Annotated in this window: 19 protein-coding genes; 7 read left to right on the forward strand and 12 right to left on the reverse strand. The window is 72.1% G+C overall.

Annotation, left to right across the window (positions count from 1 at the left end):
- The first annotated feature begins 16 nt into the window (after positions 1 to 16).
- Complete coding sequence (locus tag ACFYXE_RS17875; protein WP_389313359.1) at positions 17 to 1,753, forward strand: GAF domain-containing sensor histidine kinase; 1,737 nt, start codon at positions 17 to 19, stop codon at positions 1,751 to 1,753.
- A 165-nt stretch (positions 1,754 to 1,918) separates the two neighbouring features.
- A complete protein-coding gene (locus ACFYXE_RS17880; RefSeq protein WP_389313361.1) occupies positions 1,919 to 2,959 on the forward strand; it encodes a M23 family metallopeptidase in 1,041 nt (346 codons plus the stop codon).
- A 48-nt stretch (positions 2,960 to 3,007) separates the two neighbouring features.
- On the opposite strand, the gene ACFYXE_RS17885 is transcribed toward ACFYXE_RS17880, so the two are convergent.
- The 7 genes from ACFYXE_RS17885 to ACFYXE_RS17915 all read right to left on the reverse strand — a co-directional run bounded on the left by ACFYXE_RS17885 (position 3,008) and on the right by ACFYXE_RS17915 (position 10,227).
- Complete coding sequence (locus tag ACFYXE_RS17885) at positions 3,008 to 3,934, reverse strand: Cof-type HAD-IIB family hydrolase (RefSeq protein ID WP_389313363.1); 927 nt, start codon at positions 3,932 to 3,934, stop codon at positions 3,008 to 3,010.
- Between the two features lie 60 nt (positions 3,935 to 3,994).
- Entirely contained in the window at positions 3,995 to 4,918 is a 924-nt protein-coding gene (locus ACFYXE_RS17890; protein WP_389313365.1) for an LLM class flavin-dependent oxidoreductase, read from the reverse strand.
- Between the two features lie 69 nt (positions 4,919 to 4,987).
- Entirely contained in the window at positions 4,988 to 5,449 is a 462-nt protein-coding gene (locus tag ACFYXE_RS17895; protein WP_389313367.1) for a hypothetical protein, read from the reverse strand.
- A gap of 274 nt (positions 5,450 to 5,723) precedes the next feature.
- Positions 5,724 to 6,644 (reverse strand): MerR family transcriptional regulator, encoded by a 921-nt coding sequence (locus ACFYXE_RS17900; protein ID WP_389313369.1) that lies wholly within the window; start codon positions 6,642 to 6,644, stop codon positions 5,724 to 5,726.
- A gap of 12 nt (positions 6,645 to 6,656) precedes the next feature.
- A complete protein-coding gene (locus tag ACFYXE_RS17905; RefSeq protein WP_389313371.1) occupies positions 6,657 to 7,589 on the reverse strand; it encodes a metal-dependent hydrolase in 933 nt (310 codons plus the stop codon).
- Entirely contained in the window at positions 7,586 to 9,379 is a 1,794-nt protein-coding gene (locus ACFYXE_RS17910) for an SDR family oxidoreductase (RefSeq protein WP_389313373.1), read from the reverse strand. Before ACFYXE_RS17910 ends, ACFYXE_RS17905 begins: the two co-directional genes overlap by 4 nt.
- On the reverse strand, positions 9,376 to 10,227 hold the full coding sequence (locus tag ACFYXE_RS17915; protein WP_389313375.1) for a M24 family metallopeptidase: 852 nt from the start codon (positions 10,225 to 10,227) through the stop codon (positions 9,376 to 9,378). The genes ACFYXE_RS17910 and ACFYXE_RS17915 overlap by 4 nt, the downstream gene beginning before the upstream one ends.
- 262 nt (positions 10,228 to 10,489) lie before the next feature.
- Between ACFYXE_RS17915 and ACFYXE_RS17920 the strand changes: the two genes are divergently transcribed.
- The 5 genes from ACFYXE_RS17920 to ACFYXE_RS17940 all read left to right on the forward strand — a co-directional run bounded on the left by ACFYXE_RS17920 (position 10,490) and on the right by ACFYXE_RS17940 (position 14,383).
- The gene (locus tag ACFYXE_RS17920; RefSeq protein ID WP_389313666.1) at positions 10,490 to 11,527 is read left to right on the forward strand and encodes an ABC transporter ATP-binding protein; all 1,038 of its coding nucleotides are present in this window, start codon (positions 10,490 to 10,492) and stop codon (positions 11,525 to 11,527) included.
- Positions 11,524 to 12,405, forward strand: coding sequence for an ABC transporter permease subunit (locus tag ACFYXE_RS17925; protein WP_361166529.1), 882 nt, complete (start codon positions 11,524 to 11,526; stop codon positions 12,403 to 12,405). Before ACFYXE_RS17920 ends, ACFYXE_RS17925 begins: the two co-directional genes overlap by 4 nt.
- The gene (locus ACFYXE_RS17930; protein WP_389313377.1) at positions 12,405 to 13,316 is read left to right on the forward strand and encodes an ABC transporter ATP-binding protein; all 912 of its coding nucleotides are present in this window, start codon (positions 12,405 to 12,407) and stop codon (positions 13,314 to 13,316) included. The genes ACFYXE_RS17925 and ACFYXE_RS17930 overlap by 1 nt, the downstream gene beginning before the upstream one ends.
- 11 nt (positions 13,317 to 13,327) lie before the next feature.
- Positions 13,328 to 14,047, forward strand: coding sequence for an ABC transporter permease (locus tag ACFYXE_RS17935; protein WP_361166523.1), 720 nt, complete (start codon positions 13,328 to 13,330; stop codon positions 14,045 to 14,047).
- Between the two features lie 129 nt (positions 14,048 to 14,176).
- Positions 14,177 to 14,383: a hypothetical protein gene (locus tag ACFYXE_RS17940; RefSeq protein WP_389313379.1), complete on the forward strand. Its 207-nt coding sequence runs from the start codon at positions 14,177 to 14,179 to the stop codon at positions 14,381 to 14,383.
- 74 nt (positions 14,384 to 14,457) lie between these two features.
- Here ACFYXE_RS17940 and ACFYXE_RS17945 read toward each other — a convergent pair whose 3' ends face one another.
- The 5 genes from ACFYXE_RS17945 to ACFYXE_RS17965 all read right to left on the reverse strand — a co-directional run bounded on the left by ACFYXE_RS17945 (position 14,458) and on the right by ACFYXE_RS17965 (position 21,591).
- The gene (locus tag ACFYXE_RS17945; protein ID WP_389313381.1) at positions 14,458 to 15,300 is read right to left on the reverse strand and encodes an HAD family hydrolase; all 843 of its coding nucleotides are present in this window, start codon (positions 15,298 to 15,300) and stop codon (positions 14,458 to 14,460) included.
- On the reverse strand, positions 15,297 to 16,574 hold the full coding sequence (gene serS, locus ACFYXE_RS17950) for a serine--tRNA ligase (RefSeq protein WP_389313383.1): 1,278 nt from the start codon (positions 16,572 to 16,574) through the stop codon (positions 15,297 to 15,299). Before serS ends, ACFYXE_RS17945 begins: the two co-directional genes overlap by 4 nt.
- Before the next feature lie 704 nt (positions 16,575 to 17,278).
- Positions 17,279 to 18,214: a prephenate dehydratase gene (gene pheA / locus ACFYXE_RS17955; RefSeq protein WP_389313385.1), complete on the reverse strand. Its 936-nt coding sequence runs from the start codon at positions 18,212 to 18,214 to the stop codon at positions 17,279 to 17,281.
- 123 nt (positions 18,215 to 18,337) lie between these two features.
- Complete coding sequence (efeB, locus tag ACFYXE_RS17960) at positions 18,338 to 19,579, reverse strand: iron uptake transporter deferrochelatase/peroxidase subunit (RefSeq protein WP_389313388.1); 1,242 nt, start codon at positions 19,577 to 19,579, stop codon at positions 18,338 to 18,340.
- 11 nt (positions 19,580 to 19,590) lie between these two features.
- Positions 19,591 to 21,591, reverse strand: a complete 2,001-nt coding sequence (locus ACFYXE_RS17965; protein WP_389313390.1) for a copper resistance CopC/CopD family protein — start codon at positions 21,589 to 21,591, stop codon at positions 19,591 to 19,593.
- Positions 21,592 to 21,602: the final 11 nt, after the last annotated feature.

The following is a 21,602-nucleotide window of genomic DNA, read 5'->3' on the forward strand; positions in this document are numbered from 1 at the left end:
TACTAGTCTCAAAGACATGTCAGCACCATCGGCCTCCGCCGACTCCCCGCTCCCCGACGGCTCACCGGACTCGGTGGAGGCGGCGGCGCGGGCGACCCGCAGCCTCCAGGGGCTCTCGCCCGAGCTGACCTCACGGGTGCCGCAACTGCTCGAAGCCATGCGGTCGGTCGGCACCGGGCTCGAACTGCACACCACCCTGGACCGCATCTGCGAGACCGCCGCCGAGCTGGCGGACGCCCACTACGCCGCGATCGGCGTCGTCGCCGAGGACGGCGAGGGGCTGTCCGACTTCGTCTACCACGGCATCGACGCCGAGACCGCGCAACGCATCGGGCGTCTGCCGGACGGCCACCAGGGGCTGCTCGGCGCCCTCATCCACCAGCCGCGCACGCTGCGCCTCGCCGACCTCTCGGCCGACCCGCGCTCCTGCGGCTTCCCGCCGCACCACCCGCCGATGCGGACCTTCCTGGGCGTCCCCATCCGCGTGCAGGGCGAGATCTTCGGCAACCTCTACCTGACCGAGAAGCGGGACGGCGGGGACTTCAACGACTACGACGTGCACATGGTGCGGGTCCTCGCGACGGAGGCGGGCATCGCCATCGGGAACGCACGCCTGTACGAGGCCGCCAAGCAGCGGGAACGCTGGATCGACGGCTCCGTGGCGGTGACCACCGCGCTGCTCTCCGGCAGCGACGCGGAGGACGCCCTCGCGGTGGTCGCCGAGCAGGCCAGACACCTGGCCGACTCCGACGCGGGCATCGTGCTGCTGCCCGACGAGGAGGGCGGCATGGAGATCGTCGCGGTCTCCTCGGCGGAGCCGACCGGCGCGCTCGGCGTGATCGTCCCCCCGGAGAGCCGCATCGTGGCCGACCTCCTCGAAGGGGAGTCCGTCTTCATCGACGACGCGGCGAGCGACCCGCGCATCATGACCGACCTCGCCCGCGCCTACGGTCCCGTCATGATGCTGCCGCTGCAGAGCGACGGCCGGGTGCTCGGCACGCTCGTGACGCCCCGCGCGCGCGGGGCGCGGCCCTTCAGCGACGCCGAGCGGACGCTCGCCACGCAGTTCGCCTCGCAGGCAGCGCTCGCGCTGATGATGGCCGAGGCGCAGCGCGACCGGGAGCGGCTCGCGGTCTACGAGGACCGCGACCGGATCGCCAGGGACCTGCACGACCTCGTCATCCAGCGCCTGTTCGCCACCGGGATGATGCTGGAGAGCGCCCAGCGCAGGTCGGTCGTGCCGGAGGTGCAGGTCGGCGTCGGCCGGGCGGTCGACGAGCTGGACGTGACGATCCAGGAGATCCGCACGGCGATCTTCGCGCTGCAGCAGGGCCCCGCGGAGGCCCCCTCCGGGCTGCGCACCCGCGTCCTGCGCGAGATCAACATGGCCGCCGTCCCGCTGGGCTTCAAGCCCTCGCACCACTTCGTGGGCCCCGTCGACACGGTGGTCGGCGAGCTGACCGGCAAGAACCTCATCGCGGCGCTGCGCGAGGCGCTGTCCAACGCGTTCCGGCACGCGCAGGCCGCCCGCATCGACGTCGTCGTCGACTCGACGGTGGTCCTGCCCGACGGCCGCCACGGCGTGCGCCTGACCGTCGCCGACGACGGCGTGGGCATCGCGGAGGGCGGCCGCCGCAGCGGCCTGAAGAACCTCAAGCGGCGGGCCGAGTCGCTGGGCGGCGACAGCTGGTACGGGTCCGGCCTCGGGGAGGACGGCGGCGGCACGACGGTGGTGTGGGAAGCCCCGTACTGACGAGCCCCGTAGGCCTCGCGGGGCGGCGTACCGATTCTGCTGAGTGGCGCCTTGGGGGCGGGCACCTGTTCGGCGGTAGCCGTCTGGGCCGTACGGGGCACCGTGCCCCCCGGGTGCACGAGTTGCGCGGGCCCCCGGGCCGCCGCGGCGGGCAGGGTCCCTGACATGCCGCTGAGTCGTCGCCGCCCGCGCCCGTCCGTCTGCGTACCGGTGCTCCTGTGCGCGCTCCTGGTGCCCGCGCCGCCCGCCGCGGCCGCGGAGGACCCGGGCACGAGCGCCGACGTGGCACGCCTCTACGAAGAGGCCTCCGCCGCGACCGCACGCTACGAAGAGGGCCAGCGGGCGGCCGGCGCGCAGCGGGCGCGGGTGCGGAAACTGGACCGGCTCCTGGTCAGGGAGCGGCACGAGGTGGCGCTGCTGCACGGCGACCTCGGCCGGATCGCCAGCGCCCAGTACCGCACCGGCGGCGGCCTGCCCTACACCGCGCAGCTCCTCCTCGCGGACAGCCCCGACGCCCTGATGCGCGGCAAGCGGGCCCGCTGGCAGGCCGATCTCGCCGTCAACAACGCGGTCACCAAGACCCGGCGGGCGGCCGCCAACCTGTCCGCCGCCAAGCACCGCGCGGACCGCGCCAAGCGCTCCCTGGACCGGCGCACCGCACGGCTGGCCGGGCTGAAGCGGGACATCGAGCGGAAGCTGGAGACGGCTCGCTGGACGCTGCAGGGCGAGGCCGACCGGTCGGTGGCCGCGGGCAGGTGCCGGGGCGCGGTGCGCCTGGACCAGCCGCGCCCACGGGGCACGCGCGCGTGGGTGCCGCCCGTGGAGTCGTACGAGCTGTCGGCGGGCTTCGACAGCGCGGGGCGGCGCTGGGCGCACCGGCACACCGGGCAGGACTTCGCGGTGGGCATCGGGGCGCCGGTGCGGTCGGTCGGCGCCGGGCGGGTGGAGCGCGTGTCGTGCGGCGGCGGCTTCGGCATCGAGGTCGTGGTGCGGCACAAGGGCGGGTACTTCACGCAGTACGCGCACCTCGCGGCGGTCACCGTCGACCAGGGCGAGCGGGTGCGGCCGGGACAGTGGGTCGGGCAGGCCGGCACGACCGGCAACTCGACCGGGCCGCACCTGCACTTCGAGGCGCGGCTCACGCCCGACCTGGGCTCCGGGGTCGACCCCGTGACGTGGCTGGCCGACCGGGGCGTCCGGCTCTGAGCGGGCGGGTGCGGCGGCTCAGCCCGTCGTGTCGCGCCGTGCGGCGGCTCAGCCCGTGGTGTCGCGCAGCCGTTCGGCGACGATCCGTTCGATGACGACCGCGACGCCGTCGTCGTTGTTGGCGACCGTGCGCCCGGAGGCGGCGGCGACGACGTCCGGGTGGGCGTTGCCCATCGCGTACGAGGTGCCTGCCCAGGCGAGCATCTCTATGTCGTTGGGCATGTCCCCGAAGGCGACGACCTCGGCGGGGGTGATGCCGCGCTCGGCGCAGCACAGCTCCAGGGTGCTGGCCTTGGAGACGCCGGGGCCGCTGATCTCCAGGAGGGCGCTGGGGCTGGAGCGGGTGACCATGGCCCGGTCGCCGACGGCGGTGCGGGCGAGCACGAGAAAGTCGTCGGGCGCGAGGCCGGGGTGGAAGGCGAGGACCTTCAGGACGGGCTGCTCGGCGACCGCGGGGTCCTCCGGGGTCTCGGCGAGCAGCTTCTCGGCGGGCGCGACGCTCTCGCCGGGCTCCATGTGCAGCGGCGGGTACGTCTCCTCGTGGTGCAGTCCGCCGGTGCGCTCGATGGCGAAGGAGGTGCCCGGCGCGGCGGCGCGCAGCCGCTGGACGACGTCGAGGGCGCACTCCCGGGGCAGTTCGCGGACCTTGACGAAGCGGTGGGTGCCGGGGCCGCCGTGCAGGTCGACCACGGCGGCGCCGTTCCCGCAGATGGCCAGGCCGTGGCCGTGCACATGGGCGCTGACGACGTCCATCCAGCGGGCCGGGCGGCCGGTCACGAAGAACACCTCGATCCCGGCCGCCTCGGCGGCGGCGAGCGCGGCGACGGTGCGGTCCGAGACCGTCTTGTCGTCGCGCAGCAGCGTGCCGTCCAGGTCCGTAGCGATCAGCCGGGGCCGCGGGCGGGGCCCGGCGGGGGCGCTGGCTGCCGGAGCGGGGGAGGCCGGGGGCCGGGGTCCTGGGGTAGCTGAGGTCACACGAACGATTGTCCCGCACCGTCTGCACGGCCGTGCGCTGGGGCGCACATCTGAGTACGGTCAGGCGCCGCCCGTGCCCGGATTCAGCTGGGCGGGGGCCTCCATGGCGATCCGCTCGAAGATCTTCTCGTCCGCCGCGAAGCCGGTGTCCGGCAGCGGCCAGTGCAGGACGATCTCGTTGAAGCCCAGCTCGGCGTGGCGGCCCGCGAAGTCGACGAAGGCGTCGAAGGAGTCGAGCGGCCGGTCCGGGGTGAAGCCGGTCAGCAGGATCTTGTCGAGCTCTCCGGCGTCGCGGCCGATCTCGTCGCAGGCGGCGGCGAGCTTCTCGGCCTGGCCGCGGATGGCTCGGAGCGACTGCTCCGGGGTGCCGTTTTCGAAGAGCTTGGGGTCGCCGGTGGTCACCCAGGCCTGCCCGTGGCGGGCGGCGAGGCGCAGGCCGCGCGGCCCGGTCGCGGCCACGGCGAACGGCAGCCGCGGGCGCTGGACGCAGCCGGGGATGTTCCGCACCTCGTCGGCGGAGTAGTACGTGCCGTCGTGCGAGACGACGTCCTCGGTGAGCAGGCGGTCGAGCAGCGGCAGGAACTCGCCGAAGTGGTCGGCCCGCTCGCGCGGGGTCCAGGGCTCCTCGCCGCTCGCGCGCAGCGCCGTGGCGTCGAAGCCGTTGCCGCCCGCGCCGATGCCGAGGGTCACCCGGCCGTTCGAGACGTCGTCGAGGGTGATCAGTTCCTTGGCGAGGGTCACCGGGTGCCGGAAGTTGGGCGAGGTGACGAGCGTGCCGAGGCGGATCCGTCCGGTGGCGGCCGCGGCGGCGGTCAGCGTGGGCAGCGCCCCGAACCAGGGGCCGTCGCGGAAGGTCCGCCAGGAGAGGTGGTCATAGGTGTACGCGGTGTGGAAGCCCAGCTCCTCCGCGCGCTGCCAGCGCTCCCTGCCCCCTTCGTGCCAGCGACGGACGGGGAGGATCACGGTGCTCAGACGCAGGTTCATGCGTCCGAGCGTATGTCCGTGCCGGGGGCGGGCGCTCAGCGGACCCGGGCGCTCAGCGGACCCGGGCGCTCAGCGGACCCGGGCGCTGAGCCAGGGCGTGAGGGTCATCAGCGGGATCCACTCCTTGTACGTCTCGTCGCCGGGCAGCGGTACGACGAGCAGGTAGCCGGGCGGGAACCGCTTGCCCTTGACGTGGGCGAGGCCGCCGAGGACCGACCGCACGAAGGCCGGGACCGCGTCGCGCGGTACGTCGGGGCATTCGACGCCCTCCACGGTGATGAGCGCGTCGGCGTCCGCGTCGCCGTCGTCGGGGTAGAGGCGGACCGAGATCCGGGGCGAGCCGCCGAACTCGACGAACGCCTCGTGCGGCAGGGAACCGTCGGGGTCCGTCGTCGTGCCGACGCCTGCGGCGGTGCGGCGCGAGGTGCGGTCGGCGCCGATGTCGTGGGAGATCTCGATCTCCCTGTCGTGCTCACGGGCGAGCCCGCGCAGCGCGGTGAGCGCGGCCTCGGTGCTGTGCAGGTGGTCCATGCTCTTGAGCATGCCTGCTCAGCGGGGTGCCTGCCTGCTCAGTGCGGGTCCGGAGAGCGCAGGTGGGCGGGCGGGACGGCGGCGGTGAGCCAGAGGCCGTTGGCGCTGACCCGGAAGACGTGGTCGGCGCACTTGGTTTTCGTTCCCTTTCGTCCATCGACTTTTCATCGGCGGATTTCTGTCCCCAGGTTTGATCCACAGACAAGTCAAGTTATCCACAGGCTAGTTGCGATTCTGTGGACAACTCATGGACGAGAAAAGGCTTTTGCCCAACTTACTGATCAGTGGGGTTACTTGTCACCAAGGAGTCCAATGTCCTTTTCTGGACTTCGCGTTCGGTGGCCGCCGCGATGAACGCCACGGCGTTCTCCTCGCCAACCAGCCCCTGCACGGCCCGCATTGTCGAGGCCGGGAGCGCCACCGGCTGTCGGTCGTCAGCGGGGGGCGCGGGCTGCTCGGGATCGAGGTGCCGGCGCAGGTGCCGGGTGGCGAACAGGCGCATGGCGCGCGCCAGTTCGGCGTCGACGGACTGCTGGGCGAGCGGCCGGAGCCTGCGCACGAGCTCCGCCGCTTCCGCCGCCTCCGCGTCGGTCGGCGGCTGCGGGCCGAGATAGCGCGCGAAGACGTGCTCGGTGGTGAACTCCAGGAAACGGGAGGCAATCTGCTCGACCTGCCCCCTCAACTCCCGCAAATGCCCCGAGATCGCCTGCAGCGGAACGCCCGCCGCAAACAACTCGACCGCTACGGAGAGCTCTTGGGGACTCGGCACCAGGAACTCGTCCGCATGACCCGGCATCGGCTCCAGTACGCCGAGGGCGACCGCGTCCGCCACCGCCGCCTCGTCCGGGGTGCCGCCGAAGGCCGCGTCGAGCTCCGCGCGGGTGATCCGGTCGGCCTTCTCGTCGGTCCACGGCCCGTCGACCTCCGCGGCCAGGCCCAGCACCCCGCCGAGGCCCCGGCCCGCGTCCCAGGCCTCCAGGAGCTCCTTGATGGAGGCCAGGGTGTACCCGCGGTCGAGCAGGTCGGCGATCTGCCGCAGCCGGGCCAGATGCGTTTCCCCGTACACATTGGCCCGGCCGCGGCGCTCTGGGCGGGGGAGCAGTCCGCGGTCCTGATAGGCACGGATCGTCCGGACCGTCGCGCCGCTGTGGTGCGCCAGGTCCTCGATGCGGTACTCCACGCTGCCCGTCCTCACGTGCCGACTCTTCTAGGCGGTGGCCGCCCGGCCGACCGCCCCCGCCGCCACCCGTGCCGCGGGCGACTGCGCCAGATACTCGACCGCCTTGCGCAACGAGCCTTCCTGTGAGGGATGGTACGACCGCCGCAGGTAGCGGGGTATGGCCGTGCCGATCTCACGCCAGGTGGGCAGCAGGCCCTTGCGGACCGCCCTGTTGTGCTCCGCCGGCGAGTACCGCAGGCGGCCGGCGAGGTGGGGGTCGTGGCGGATCAGATAGGCCGTGCCCCACACCCACAGGTACAGCATCACGGGCGCGGTGACCGTCATGCCGGCGATCCGGCGGCCGTACCGGGGCAGCCCCCGGCCGCCGCAGTGCTGGAACATGTCGAAGGCGACCGCGCGGTGCTCGACCTCCTCCGCGCCGTGCCAGCGCAGCAGGTCGAGCATGACCTCGTCGGACCCGGCCCGGTCCAGGCCCTCGGCGTGCAGGACCCAGTTCCCCAGGACCGCCGTGAACTGTTCGATCGCGGCGATGACGGAGAGCCGGAAGCGCAGCCACTCCTGCGTCGGCACCGGGACGCCCAACGGCGGGCGCTCACCGAGGAGTTTCTCGAAGAGGAAGTCGACGTACCGGGTGAAGTCGGCGGTGTCCAGGTGCTGCGCCGCCAGGTGGTCGAGCACGTGCGCGTGCTGCACGCTGTGCGTGGCCTCCTGGCCCATGAACCCCTTCACGTCCCCGCGCAGCACCGGGTCGGTGATGAGCGGCAGGCCTTCCTTGAAGACCTTCACGAACCACCGCTCCCCCGCCGGGAGCAGCAGATGCAGGACGTTGATGACGTGGGTGGCGGTCGGCTCGTCCGGTATCCAGTGCAGCGGGGTCCCGGCCCAGTCGAACGAGACCCGGCGCGGCACGATCGGGTGGTGCTCCTCGGTGCGGGTGTCGGGATCCTGCTCCGTGCTCACAACGGCGGCTCCAATCGGGCGATGGCACGCAGGGCCCTCGGGCTGAAGCGGGACAGGAAGCGGGCACCGCGGGCCTCGGGGGTGACCGGCACCACCGCCTGGTTCTTCACGACGGCGTGCAGGATCGCGTCGGCGACCTTCTCCGGCGGGTAGTTGCGCAGGCCGTACAGCCGGGCGGACTTCTTCTGGCGGCGCTGCTCCTCGTCGGCGGCGACACCGACGAAGCGGGACGTCGAGGTGATGTTCGTGTTGACGAAGCCGGGGCAGATCGCGGAGACGCCGATGCCCTGGCCCGAGAGCTCCGCGCGCAGGCACTCGCTGAGCATGAGGACCGCCGCCTTGGAGGTGCTGTAGGCGGGCAGCGTCTTGGAGGGCTGGTAGGCCGCCGCCGACGCGGTGTTGACGATGTGGCCGCCCTGGCCGCGCTCGGCCATCTGCCGTCCGAAGAGCCGGCAGCCGTGGATGACACCCCACAGATTGACGTCGAGGACCTTCTTCCAGTCCTCGCTGCTGGTGTCGAGGAAGGAGCCCGCGAGACCGATGCCCGCGTTGTTCACCAGGACGTCCACGACGCCGTACTCGGTGGCGACCCGCTCGGCGAGCTTCTCCATGGCCTGCTCGTCGGACACGTCGACCGCCTCGCCCCAGGCGGCGGGGGCGCCGACCAGACGGGACATCTCCGCCGTGCGGGCCGCGCTCTCCGCGTCCCGGTCGACGGCCACCACGCGCGCGCCGGCCTCGGCGAACGCGAAGGCGGTGGCCCGGCCGATGCCGCTGCCCGCGCCGGTGACCAGCACGAGCTGGCCGGCGAACCGGTCCGCGTGCTTGCCGGTGGCGGTGGTGTCCTTCACGGGCAGACCGCCCTCGTTGGCCGTCACGAACTCGCCGATCCAGGCCGCGAGCTGGTCGGGACGGGTGCGCGGCACCCAGTGCTTGGCCGGCAGGGTCCTGCGGACCAGCTGCGGGGCCCACAGCTCCAGCTCGTCGTAGAGCCGCTCGGACAGGAAGATGTCCCCGGAGGGCGTGATGAGCTGCACGGGCGCGTGCGCGTACGCGTCGGGGCGGGGCCTGCGCAGGCGGGCGCGGACGTTGTCCCGGTAGAGCCAGGCGCCGTGCGCGGCGTCCTGCGGCAGCGAGGACGTGGGGTAGTCCCCCGCGGGGACCTTCTCGACCCGCTGGAGGATCTTCGGCCACTGCTTGCCGAGCGGGCCGCGCCAGGCGAGCTCGGGCAGGACGGGGGTGTGCAGCATGTACACGTACCAGGACTTGGCGCCCTGGCCGAGGAGCTGGCCGACCTTGCGGGGGGTCGGCCGGGACATGCGCTTCTTGATCCAGTGGCCGAAGTGGTCGAGCGAGGGGCCCGACATCGACGTGAAGGACGCGATGCGGCCCTCGGTCCGCTTGACCGTGACGAACTCCCAGGACTGCACCGAACCCCAGTCGTGCCCGACCACGTGCACCGGCCGGTCCGGGCTGACCGCGTCCACGACCGCGAGGAAGTCGTCGGTCAGCTTCTCCAGGGTGAAGCCGCCGCGCAGCGGGCGCGGGGCCGTCGACCTGCCGTGGCCGCGGACGTCGTAGAGGACGACGTGGAACTGGTCCGCCAGGCGCTCGGCGACCTCCGCCCACACCTCCTTGGAGTCCGGATAGCCGTGCACCAGCAGGACGGTGGGCCGGTCCGGCGAGCCGAGCTCGGCGACGCACAGCTCCACCCCGCCGGTGCGCACCCAGCGCTCGCGGGCGCCCTGCCAGACGCTGCCGGTGTTCCTGGCGATGTCTCCGGTGGTCATGCGGCGGCCCTCTCCTCAGCCCAGCGCCGCACATGCGGCAGATCGTCGTCCAGCCAGAACGCGCTCTGTTCGGGATCCTTGGAGTCGGTGACGACCAGGATTTCCTCGAACTTCGCGCCCGTACCCCGGAATCCGAGGTGCGGCTCGACCGCCCAGAGCCCCGGCCGGGGCGGGTGGTCGGAGAATTTGTACGGGGACCACAGCGGCGACCAGCCGTCCCGGTGGCCGCGGAGGGCGTCGCTCGCCAGGCCCTTCAGCGACTGCGTGCCGAACCCGAAGAGGCGCGGGGCCAGCCGGCGCTCCTTGACCCGGTCGACCTTGTGCGCGATGACGCCGAACGGATACGCGCGGTGGCGGTTGGCATAGCCCTGGCGGACCATCAGCCGGTCCACGTCCTCATAGATCTCGCGCAGCGTGCGGCGCTCGCGCACCTCGCGCAGGAGCAGCTCGCGGTGCTCCTCCAGGTCGGCGAGGAGCTTGTCGTGCACGGGATTGAGGCCCAGACAGCCCGAGTAGCCGATGTCGGCCGTGAACCCCTTGTAGACCGGGGCCATGTCGAGGATGAAAGGCATCCCCGGCTCCAGCTCGCGGTGGGTGGGGAAGAACTGCAGCGGGATCTTGAAGTCCACGAACGCCGTGCGGTCCCCGAACCAGGCGAAGGGCAGGTGGAACCAGTCCCGCACGCCCCGCTCCCGCAGCCACTCGCGCTGCATCCGGGCGGCCTCGCGCTCCGTCACGCCGGGCCTGAGCTGCGCCGCGACCGCTTCCGCGCACGCATACGCGAGGGTCTGCACTTCTCTGAACCCCCGCAGGTCCGCGGAGAGTTCGCCTGCCACTGCTGAGGTCATGCCACCGTCCGTCCCGAGTCCGGTCCATCCCGTGTCCGGTCCATTGCCGTACGCGGTCGTAACTTGACACTGATGAATGTGACAATGCTCGGCGGCTACGTCAAGAGGTGTGCCCAACCCTGCGGGACAGGTCCGGAAGAACCCCCAGGGGGCGACTTCCGGACGACCCCTACGGGCCCGTAATACTCCAGAGTGAGAACAGGCCAAGCCCGTGGTCTGACGCGGTCGTGTGGTGTGCGCCACTACCGTCGGCAACGTGACTGTGATCGCGACCGAAAGCCTGAGCAAGCGGTTCCCGAGGGTGACCGCGCTTGACCGGCTCTCCATGGACATCGGGCCCGGTGTGACCGGACTCGTCGGGGCCAACGGAGCCGGCAAGTCCACTTTGATCAAGATCCTGCTTGGCCTGTCCCCCGCCACGGAGGGCCGTGCCGCCGTGCTCGGCCTGGACGTCGCGACCAGCGGCGGCGAGATCCGCGAACGCGTGGGGTACATGCCGGAGCACGACTGCCTGCCGCCCGACGTCTCGGCCACCGAGTTCGTCGTCCACATGGCGCGCATGTCCGGCCTGCCGCCCGCCGCGGCCCGCGAGCGCACCGCGGACACCCTGCGCCACGTCGGTCTGTACGAGGAGCGCTACCGCCCCATCGGCGGCTACTCGACCGGCATGAAGCAGCGCGTGAAGCTCGCGCAGGCCCTCGTCCACGACCCGCAGCTGGTCTTCCTGGACGAGCCGACGAACGGCCTCGACCCCGTCGGACGCGACGAGATGCTCGGCCTGATCCGCCGCGTCCACACCGACTTCGGCATCTCGGTCCTGGTCACCTCGCACCTGCTCGGCGAGCTGGAGCGCACCTGCGACCACGTCGTCGTCATCGACGGCGGCAAGCTCCTGCGGTCCAGCTCCACCACCGACTTCACCCAGACCACCACGACCCTCGCCGTCGAGGTCACCGACAGCGACACCCACCCCGACGGCACCGGCGCCCTGCGCGACGCGCTGCAGGCCCGCGGCATCGACACCGAGACCGGCGGCGCCCTGCCCGGCGCGGGACACACCATCCTGCTCACCGCCGAGGGCGAGGAGACCTACGACGTCGTGCGCGACCTCGTCGCCGACCTCGGTCTCGGCCTGGTCCGGATGGAACAGCGCAGGCACCACATCGCGGAGGTCTTCAAGGACGAGCCGCGGCAGGAGCCCGCCACCGGGCGTGAGGCCGCCGCCGTGCTCGATCAGCGTCCTCCGGCCGCGGGCGCCACCGCCGCCGCCGCACAGCAGAAGGAGGGCGGGGCGCGATGAGCACCGAGTCCACCCAGATCCACAACATCGGGTACCGCACCTACGACGGCCCGCGCCTGGGCCGGGCGTACGCCCGCCGCTCGCTCTTCTCCCAGAGCCTGCGCGGCGCGTACGGCCTCGGGCGCTCCGCCAAGTCCAAGGTCCTGCCGATGATCCTCTTCGCGGTGATGTGCGTGCCCGCCGCGATCATGGTGGCGGTCGCCGTCGCCACGAAGGCCGACGACCTCCCCGTGGACTACACGCGCTACGCGATCTTCCTGCAGGCCGTCATCAGCCTCTTCCTGGCCGCCCAGGCCCCGCAGACGGTCTCCCGGGACCTGCGCTTCAAGACCGTCCCGCTCTACTTCTCACGGCCCATCGAGCGCGGCGACTACGTCCTGGCGAAGTACGCCGCGATGTCCTCGGCCCTGTTCGTCCTCACGGCCGCCCCGGTCCTGGTGCTCTACATCGGGGCGCTGCTCGCCAAGCTCGACTTCGCCGACCAGACGAAGGGGTTCGCGCAGGGGCTGGTCTCCGTGGCGCTGCTCTCGCTGCTGTTCGCCGGCATCGCGCTGGTCATCTCGGCGGTCACGCCCCGGCGCGGCTTCGGCATCGCCGCCGTCATCGCCGTCCTGACCATCACCTACGGAGCGGTGTCCACGATCCAGGCCATCGCCTACGACCAGGGCAGCACCGACGCCATCGCCTGGCTCGGCCTCTTCTCGCCGATCACGCTCATCGACGGCGTACAGACCGCCTTCCTCGGAGCGACCTCCTCCTTCCCGGGCGGTGACGGCCCCTCCACCGGAGTCGGCGTCGTCTATCTCCTCGTCGTCCTCGGACTCATCGCGGGCTGCTACGGCGCCCTGATGCGCCGCTACCGAAAGGTCGGCCTCTAGTGAGCACCCTCACCATCGACCACACCTCCCGCTGGTTCGGGAACGTGGTGGCGGTCAACGACATCACCATGACCATCGGCCCGGGCGTCACGGGGCTCCTCGGTCCGAACGGCGCGGGCAAGTCGACCCTCATCAACATGATGGGCGGCTTCCTCGCCCCCTCCACCGGCAGCGTCGCCCTCGACGGCCGGCCGATCTGGCGCAACGAACAGATCTACAAGGACATCGGCATCGTCCCCGAGCGCGAGGCGATGTACGACTTCCTCACGGGCCGCGAATTCGTCGTCGCCAACGCCGAGTTGCACGGCCTGGACGAGCGGGCCGCCGCGAAGGCGCTCGCCACGGTCGAGATGGAGTACGCGCAGGACCGCAAGATCTCGACGTACTCCAAGGGCATGCGCCAGCGCGTGAAGATGGCCTCCGCCCTCGTCCACGACCCCGCCGTGCTGCTGCTCGACGAGCCCTTCAACGGCATGGACCCCCGCCAGCGCATGCAGCTGATGGACCTCCTGCGGTCCATGGGGGACGAGGGCCGCACGGTCCTGTTCTCCTCGCACATCCTCGAAGAGGTCGAGCAACTGGCCTCGCACATCGAGGTGATCGTCGCCGGGCGGCACGCCGCGAGCGGCGACTTCCGCCGGATCCGCCGCCTGATGACCGACCGGCCCCACCGCTATCTGATCCGTTCCAGCGACGACCGCGCCCTGGCCGCCGCACTGATCGCCGACCCGTCGACGGCCGGCATCGAAGTCGACCTCAAGGAGGGCGCGTTGCGCATTCAGGCGGTCGACTTCGGCCGGTTCACCACGCTGCTGCCCCGGGTCGCCCGGGAGCACGGCATCCGGCTCCTGACGGTCTCGCCCTCGGACGAGTCCCTCGAGTCGGTCTTCTCCTACCTCGTCGCGGCCTGAAGGGAGCCACCGTGTACGACCCCACTGTCGCCCGGCTCACCTACCGGGCCCTGCTCGGCAAGCGCCGCGCCCTCATCCTGTTCGCCCTGCCCGTGCTGCTGATCGTGATCGCCGCGGCGGTCCGCGGCTTCAGCGGCGCCGACGACCAGGTGGCCGTCGACGTCCTCGGCGGCTTCGCGCTCGCCACGATGGTGCCGATCATCGGTGTCATCGCGGGCACCGGCGCGATCGGCCCGGAGATCGACGACGGCTCCGTGGTCTACCTGCTGTCGAAGCCGGTCAAGCGGCCCACGATCATCGTCACCAAGCTGACCGTCGCCATCGCCGTGACCATGGCGTTCTCCGCGATCCCCACGTTCGTCGCGGGCCTGATCCTGAACGGCAACGGCCAGCAGATCGCCGTCGCCTACACCATCGCGGCGCTCGTCGCCTCCATCACGTACGCCGCGATCTTCCTGCTCCTGGGCACGATCACCCGGCACGCCGTGGTCTTCGGCCTCGTCTACGCCCTGGTGTGGGAGGCCCTCTTCGGGTCGCTGGTCTCCGGGGCGCGCACGCTCAGCGTGCAGCAGTGGTCCCTCGCGGTGGCCCAGAAGGTCGGCAAGGGCGACCTGATCACCTCGGACGTGGGCCTGCCCGTCGCGACGGTGCTGCTGGTCGCCGTCACGGCGGTCGCCACCTGGTACGCGGGACAGAAGCTGCGGTCGCTGACGCTGGCGGGCGAGGAGTAGGCCCCGGGCGGCCCGCCCGGCCCGGATTCATGGGTTCGCCTGACATGGTCTTCACCCCTCCCACCCGCACACTGGGGGGAGGGGCGCGCCGGTCCCGTCGGGCGCGCCGTTTCCCGAGGAGGTGCCGCGATGGCATCGGAGGAGGACTGGGACGACGTCGTCCTGGACGAGGACTTCGTACGGTCCGCGCGGACGGAGGAGCCGTCCGCGCGGGTCCGCATGCTGACGGCGCGGTGGCGGCGCGGGGCGCCCGACCCGCAGCCGTGGCGCTCGGACGAGCCGCCCGCGGGCTGGTTCTTCAGCCGGGCACGACGACGCAGGTGGCGGCGGCGCTAGCCCGGTCGTGGGGGCGGGGCCTCAGCGGCCGGGCGACGGGGCCGGCTCTGTCGCCGGCTCCGCCGGATCCGTCTTCAGACGCCGGACGGGCCGGTGCCCAGCAACCGCTCCAGGACCACCGCGATGCCGTCCGTCTCGTTGGACGTCGTCACCTCGTCGGCGACCGCCCTGAGGGCCTCGTGGGCGTTGGACATGGCCACGCCGTGGGCCGCCCAGGCGAACATGGGGATGTCGTTCGGCATGTCGCCGAACGCGATCGTGTCCGCGGCCTTCGCACCCAGGCGGCGGGCCGCCAGGGAGAGGCCCGTGGCCTTGGAGAGGCCGAGGGGGAGCAGCTCCACGATGCCCTCGCCCGCCATCGTCACGCCGACCAGGTCACCCGCCACCTGGCGGGCCACCTCCGCCAGCGCGTCGTCGCCGAGGCCGGGGTGCTGGACGTACACCTTGTTCAGCGGGGCCGACCACAGGTCGGCGACGTCGGTGAACGGGGTGGCGGGGAGCGGGCCGTCCTGGACCGCGTACCCGGGTCCGACCAGGACCTCGCCGTCGATGCCGTCGCGGCTCGCGGCGAGCGCCAGCGGGCCGATCTCCGCCTCTATCTTGGCGAGCGCCAGACCCGCCAGCTGGCGGTCGAGCGTCACCGAGGTGAGCAGCCGGTGCTCCCCCGCGTGGTAGACCTGCGCGCCCTGGCCGCACACCGCGATGCCCTCGTAGCCGAGGTCGTCGAGGATGTGCCGGGTCCAGGGCACCGCGCGGCCGGTGACGATGATGTGCGCCGCGCCCGCCGCGGTGGCCGCGGTGAGTGCCCGGCGCGTGCGGTCCGACACGGTGTCGTCGGAGCGCAGCAGCGTCCCGTCGAGGTCGGTCGCGACCAGCTTGTACGGGAAGGAGGGCGTGACCGGAGCTGGCTGGCTCACTTGGCGATGGGCTCCAAAATCTCTCGTCCCCCGAGGTACGGACGCAGCATCTCGGGCACCACCACGGAGCCGTCGGCCTGCTGGTGATTCTCCAGGATCGCCACGATGGTCCGCGGGACGGCGCACAGCGTGCCGTTCAGCGTGGCCAGCGGCTGGACCTTCTTGCCCTCGCGCATGCGCACCGACAGGCGGCGGGCCTGGAAGCCGTCGCAGTTCGACGCGGAGGTCAGCTCGCGGTACTTGCCCTGGGTGGGGATCCAGGCCTCGCAGTCGAACTTGCGCGAGGCCGAGGAGCCGAGGTCACCTGTGGCGACGTCGATCACCTGGAAGGGCAGGCCCAGGCCGGTCAGCCACTGCTTCTCCCACTCCAGGAGGCGCTGGTGCTCGTTCTCCGCGTCGGCCGGGTCGACGTACGAGAACATCTCGACCTTGTCGAACTGGTGGACGCGGAAGATGCCGCGGGTGTCCTTGCCGTACGTGCCGGCCTCGCGGCGGAAGCAGGGCGAGAAGCCCGCGTACCGCAGGGGCAGCTTGTCGGCGTCGATGATCTCGTCCATGTGGTACGCGGCGAGCGGGACCTCGGAGGTGCCGACCAGGTAGTAGTCGTCCTTCTCCAGGTGGTACACGTTCTCCGCGGCCTGGCCGAGGAAGCCGGTGCCCTCCATGGCGCGCGGGCGCACCAGGGCGGGCGTCAGCATCGGGACGAACCCGGCCTCGCCCGCCTGCGCGATCGCGGCGTTCACCAGGGCGAGCTCCAGGAGCGCGCCGACGCCGGTGAGGTAGTAGAAGCGCGAGCCGGAGACCTTCGCGCCGCGCTCGACGTCGATGGCGCCGAGCGCCTCGCCGAGCTCCAGGTGGTCCTTGGGCTCGAAGCCCTCGGCGGCGAAGTCGCGCGGGGTGCCGATCGTGTCGAGGACGACGAAGTCCTCCTCGCCGCCGACCGGGACGTCCGCGTGGACGATGTTGCCGAGCTTCAGCAGGAGGCCCTTGGTCTCCTCGTCGGCCTCGTTCTGCGCGGCCTCGGCGGACTTCACGTCGACCTTGAGCTGCTCGGCCTTCGTCAGGAGCTCGGCGCGCTCCTCGGGCGTGGCCTTGGGGATGAGCTTGCCGAGCGACTTCTGCTCGGAGCGCAGCTCGTCGAAGCGGAGGCCGGACGACCTGCGCCGCTCGTCGGCGGAGAGCAGGGCGTCGACGAGCGCGACGTCCTCTCCACGGGCGCGCTGGGAGGCGCGAACACGGTCGGGGTCCTCACGGAGCAGGCGAAGGTCAATCACCCCTCAAGGCTACCGTCGCGCGGTTCCGGCCCACGACTCACTATTCCATTGTGTACGTTATGCCCGGTTTGCCGGAATGTGAATTTCCGGAACCGGGCGCCCCGATTCAAGATCGGGACGGCCGGAAAGGTGCCGCCGCGCCCGCTCCCGCGCCCCGGTCAATAAAAGGGGCGTCATTCCCCGAAAGGGGGCAGAGCGCTCGCGCGCCCTTGACCCGAACCCCTTGCGGGGGGCGGGACTTGGGGCCGTTGTCCACCGCCGTTGTCCACAGGAACCAGCGCTTCCGGACGGTTATCCACAGGGTGTGCGAAAGATCTGTGGACGCCGGAAGGAGGTGTTCCGAAAGCCGCATGCGGCCCCAGGGATTCCCTTCCCAAACCACGCGCACACCCACTTTCGAGTGGAAATGGCTCGCTCTAAAGAGTTGATCAATAGAAAAGAGTGGACGAGGGGTGACGTGCGGGGCTGTGGACGGACTTGGGGTCTGTGGGCCGATTTGTCGACCATGTCGTGCTTGGTTGTCGACTTGTCCCCAGGTCGAGACGCGCGCCTGTGGATAACTTCTGTGGATAACGTAAATCTGCAGGTAGGACCGCAAGCGGCGGCGCACGAGGCCGTGGAAAGCCGGCGCGACCGGGGAGAAACGGCCGGCGTCGGCGCGGCCGGGGCCGACAGGGGGTGTGCGGGGTGTGGCCGGAAAGCGGCTAGGAGCGGCCGTCCTGGCAGCGCGTCAGCCAGTCCGACGCCGCCATGAACTCGGCGTCCGACGTGCCCGCCCGCGGCGGCCTGACGTCCTCCGTCGCCACACCGGCCCGCGGATACGACCCGAGGAAGCGCACCTGCGGGCAGATCCGCTTGAGCCCCATCAGGGCCTCGCCGACCCGGCGGTCCGTGATGTGCCCCTCGGCGTCGACGGAGAAGCAGTAGTTGCCGATGCCCTGGCCCGTGGGGCGCGATTCGATCCGCATCAGGTTGACGCCGCGCACGGCGAACTCCTGCAGCAGTTCGAGCAGGGCGCCGGGGTGGTCGTCGCCCAGCCAGATGACGACGGACGTCTTGTCGGACCCCGTCGGCGCCGCGGGCCGGGCCGGGCGGCCGACCAGGACGAACCGGGTCTCCGCGTTCGCCGCGTCGTGGATCTCGCTGACCAGCGGCTCCAGGCCGTACGTCGCCGCCGCGAACTCCCCCGCGAACGCCGCGTCGAAGCGGCCCTCCTGGACGAGCCGCGCGCCGTCCGCGTTCGAGGCGGCGGACTCCCACAGGGCGTCCGGCAGGTGCGCGGCCAGCCAGTTGCGGACCTGCGGCTGGGCCACCGGGTGGCCGGTCACCGTCTTGATGTCCTTGAGCTTCGTGCCCGGACGCACCAGCAGCGCGAAGGCGATCGGCAGCACGACCTCGCGGTAGATCATCAGCGGCTCGCCCTTGGCGAGCTCGTCGACGGTGGTGGTCACGCCGCCCTCGACCGAGTTCTCGATCGGCACCAGCGCCGCCGCCGCCTCACCGCTGCGCACCGCGTCCAGCGCGGCCGGCACGGAGACCATCGGGACGAGCTCCCGGGTCGCCGCCTCCGGCAGCGTGCGAAGGGCCGCCTCGGTGAAGGTGCCCTCGGGGCCCAGGTACGTATAGCGCGTCGCCGACATACCGTCACCCTAATGGGCCCGGCGTGGCGCGGCTCACGCGTCTCACGGAGCGGCACCCGTCGCTCGTACGCACGGACGAAGCGCGAAAAGAACGCGCGAAAAGAACGCGGGAGAAGGGGCGCGCTACGCCTCCAGCAGCCGCTGACCCACGTACTCGCCCTGCGCCGCCCCGCCCGGCACCGCGAAGAGGCCGCTCGCCTCGTGCCGGATGAACTCCGACAGGGCGTCGCCCCGGTCGAGCTTGCGTTGCACCGGCACGAAGCCGCGCATCGGGTCGGCCTGCCAGCACACGAAGAGCAGCCCCGCGTCCGGCTCGCCCTTGTCGTCGAAGCCGTCGTGGTACGAGAACGGGCGGCGCAGCATCGCGGCGCCGCCGTTCTGATCGGGCCGGGTGATGCGGGCGTGCGCGTTCAGCGCGATCACGACCTTGCCGTCCGGGCCCGTCGCGTCGAGCTTCGGCTCGGTCGTCTCCGTGCCGCCGGTCAGCGGCGAGCCGTCGGACTTGTGCCGCCCGATCACCGTCTCCTGGTCCTTGACCCCGAGCTTCTCCCAGTCGTCCAGGAGCATCCGGATACGGCGCACGACCACGTAGGAGCCGCCCGCCATCCAGCCGGGGTCGCCGTCGGCGGGCACGAAGATCCGCCGGTCGAAGTCCTTCTCGGACGGCTTGGGATTGTTCGTGCCGTCGACCTGGCCCATCAGGTTGCGGGTCGTCATCGGCCGCGCGGTGGCGCCCGGCGAGCGGTTGAAGCCGTTCATCTGCCAGCGCACCCGCGCCGTCCCCGCCGCGTCCCGCTGGATCGCGCGCAGCGCGTGGAAGGCGACGAGCGGGTCGTTCGCGCCGATCTGCACCCACAGGTCGCCGTTGCTGCGCGCCTTGTCGAGGTGGTCGGAGGAGAAGTCGGGCAGCGGGTCCAGGGCGGCCGGGCGCTCCTTCGCCAGGCCGGTGCGGGCGAAGAAGGAGGCACCGAAGCCGAAGGTGACGGAGAGCGAGGAGGGGCCCGCGTCCCGGGCCACCGCCGTGTCCCCGGCACCGGCGGGCTCGCCCGCCATCAGCCGCCCCGCCGTCGCCGACCAGCGGCGCAGCAGGGCCGCCGCCTCCTTGCGGCCCGCGCCGCCCGACAGGTCGAAGGCGATCAGGTGGCCGCGCGACTGCAGGGGCGTGGTGATGCCGGGCTGATGTTTCCCGTGAAACGTCACCTCGTCCGCGCCGAGGGACGTCAGCACGGACGACGAACCGGGCGCCGAGGTGCCGGACGAGGGTGCCGCGGCGTACCCGGCGGCGCCGCCCGCCGCCCCGAGCGCGAGGCCGGTCGCGCCCGCGGTGCCGAGCAGCCGCCGCCTGGAAATGCCGTTGTCCGCCATGGTGGTTCCGTTCAGCCGATCTGCACGTTCTTCTTCACGGTGATCTGGTCGATGTCGGAGGTCCGCACCGTCACCGCGACCTTCCAGTTGCCTGCCATCGGGATCTGCACGCCGCTCGCCGTCCAGTGTCCGGTGGCGATGTGGTCCGGGGCGACGGGCAGCGGGCCGACGTCCTTGGACTCCAGGGTGAAGGAGATCTTCACCTCGGGGACGTCGAAGGCGCTGCCGTTGGGGCGCTTCGCGTACACGTGCAGGGTGTTGCTGCCGCTGCGGCCTGGGTCGAGGTCCAGCTGCACGGTGCCCTTGCCGTCGGTGCCGCCCGTGTCGAAGGGGACCTTGAGCTGGAGCGGGCCCGAGCGCTGCGCGGCCGCCGCCGCGGTGGCACCCGCGGCCTCCTCCTCGGTGCGGCCGGGCTCGGTGGTCGTGAGGATCGTCGTCACGGCCAGCAGGACGACGGCGACGGCGGTCTCGGTGAGCACCGAGCGGCGCAGGCCGGAGCGGTGCGGGTCGGCGTCGCGCAGGCGCTTCTCGCGGGCGCTGTCGACGGCGGCCTGCTGGCGGGCGAGCTGGGCGGAGCGCCGGGTGTCGTCGCCGTCCGCGTCCGCCCCGTCGCCCGGGGCGTCGCCGGCGGGCACCGTGACGGAGGCCTTCCGCGGCTTGTGCACGGACTGCTTCGAGGACTCCTGCTGGGCGCCGCGCTGCTCGACGACGGTCGCCGTCGCCGACTCGGGCGCATGCCCCGCCGCCTCGGCGGTGATCCGCCCGGTCCACCGCCGCGAGAGGGAGGCGACGCCGACCAGGACGGCGACCAGGCCGATCTTGACGAGGAGCAGCTGCCCGTAGGTCGTCCCGGTCAGCGCCGACCAGGAGCCGACCTGGCGCCAGGCCTGGTAGGTGCCGGTCGCGGCCAGCACGACGACGCTGGTGAACGCCGCGGTGGAGAACCGCCGCACGGCCCTCGCCTCCACCGCGGAGGTGCGGAAGAGCGCGACGAGCAGCGACGCGAGCCCGCCGAGCCAGGTGGCGACGGCCAGCAGGTGCAGCACGTCGACGGGCATGGCGATGCCCGCCTGGATGCCGGTCGAGGCGTGTTCGGCCAACGCCCAGGTCGCCGCGATGCCGATGGCGACGACCGTGCCGCCGATGGCGAGCCCGAAGGTGAGGTCCTTGCGCTCCTGCTCCTGGTCCGGGCCCTCGCGCTTCACGTACGCGCCGAAGAGCACCGCGATGAACAGTGCGGCGGCGGCGAGCAGCAGCAGCCGGGAGACGAGCGCCGCGCCCGTCTTGGTGTTGAGCACGTCGCCGAGCTTCGCCATGTCGAAGGCGTCGGCGAGCTTCCCGGAGCCGGTGTAGGGGGCGCGCAGGAGCAGCAGCAGGAGCGTGGAGGCGGTGAGGGAGACCCAGCCCGCCGTCACGAGCCGCTGCACGGGCCGCACCCCGGCCCCGCGCGGCCAGCAGCCGAGCACGAAGGCCCCGCCGCCGACGAGCAGGATGAACCCGGCGTAGGAGAAGTAGCGCGCGATGTCGTAGAGCGTGCCGACCAGGCCGCCGCCGGCCTCCTGGTCGGGCAGCGCGACCTTGGTGTCGGAGGGCGCGCCGATGGAGAAGGTGAAGGCGCCCGCCACGGGGTGGCTGTCGGCGGAGACGACCTGGTAGGCGACGGTGAAGGTGCCGTCGGGCAGGCCGGGGCGCAGCTTCACGCCGTACGTGTTGGAGCCCAGGTCGGTCGTCTTCCTGGTGTCGGCCCGCTTGCCGGACGGGTCGAGCACCCGCACCGAGCCGTCCGACATGGCGACCTTCTCCGAGAAGGTGAGCTTCACCTGGTCGGGGGCCTGTTGGACCACCGCTCCCTGCTTCGGGTCGCTGGCGGTCAGCGCGGCGTGCGCGGACACGGGCGCGGCACCGGCGAGGAAGGCGCCGGTCGCGGCGAGGAGCACCAGCAGGAGCCGCCAGAGGTGGGGCACGGCTCCGGCGCGGGGTGCGGTCCTGGAGCGGGAAGCGATGGTCTGCATCAACGGTCCGT

The sequence above is a fragment of the Streptomyces sp. NPDC002564 genome (assembly GCF_042889645.1).
In the GTDB taxonomy this organism is placed as follows: domain Bacteria; phylum Actinomycetota; class Actinomycetes; order Streptomycetales; family Streptomycetaceae; genus Streptomyces.

What these genes read in the sequence shown, in the direction of transcription:
- pheA (WP_389313385.1), bottom strand. Translation starts at nt 18,214, where the DNA reads ATGTCGGCGACGCGCTATACGTACCTGGGCCCCGAGGGCACCTTCACC.
- ACFYXE_RS17895 (WP_389313367.1), bottom strand. Translation starts at nt 5,449, where the DNA reads ATGGACCACCTGCACAGCACCGAGGCCGCGCTCACCGCGCTGCGCGGG.
- ACFYXE_RS17890 (WP_389313365.1), bottom strand. Translation starts at nt 4,918, where the DNA reads ATGAACCTGCGTCTGAGCACCGTGATCCTCCCCGTCCGTCGCTGGCAC.
- ACFYXE_RS17875 (WP_389313359.1), top strand. Translation starts at nt 17, where the DNA reads ATGTCAGCACCATCGGCCTCCGCCGACTCCCCGCTCCCCGACGGCTCA.
- ACFYXE_RS17910 (WP_389313373.1), bottom strand. Translation starts at nt 9,379, where the DNA reads ATGACCACCGGAGACATCGCCAGGAACACCGGCAGCGTCTGGCAGGGC.
- efeB (WP_389313388.1), bottom strand. Translation starts at nt 19,579, where the DNA reads ATGGCGGACAACGGCATTTCCAGGCGGCGGCTGCTCGGCACCGCGGGC.
- ACFYXE_RS17925 (WP_361166529.1), top strand. Translation starts at nt 11,524, where the DNA reads ATGAGCACCGAGTCCACCCAGATCCACAACATCGGGTACCGCACCTAC.
- ACFYXE_RS17915 (WP_389313375.1), bottom strand. Translation starts at nt 10,227, where the DNA reads ATGACCTCAGCAGTGGCAGGCGAACTCTCCGCGGACCTGCGGGGGTTC.
- ACFYXE_RS17965 (WP_389313390.1), bottom strand. Translation starts at nt 21,591, where the DNA reads ATGCAGACCATCGCTTCCCGCTCCAGGACCGCACCCCGCGCCGGAGCC.
- ACFYXE_RS17940 (WP_389313379.1), top strand. Translation starts at nt 14,177, where the DNA reads ATGGCATCGGAGGAGGACTGGGACGACGTCGTCCTGGACGAGGACTTC.
- ACFYXE_RS17880 (WP_389313361.1), top strand. Translation starts at nt 1,919, where the DNA reads ATGCCGCTGAGTCGTCGCCGCCCGCGCCCGTCCGTCTGCGTACCGGTG.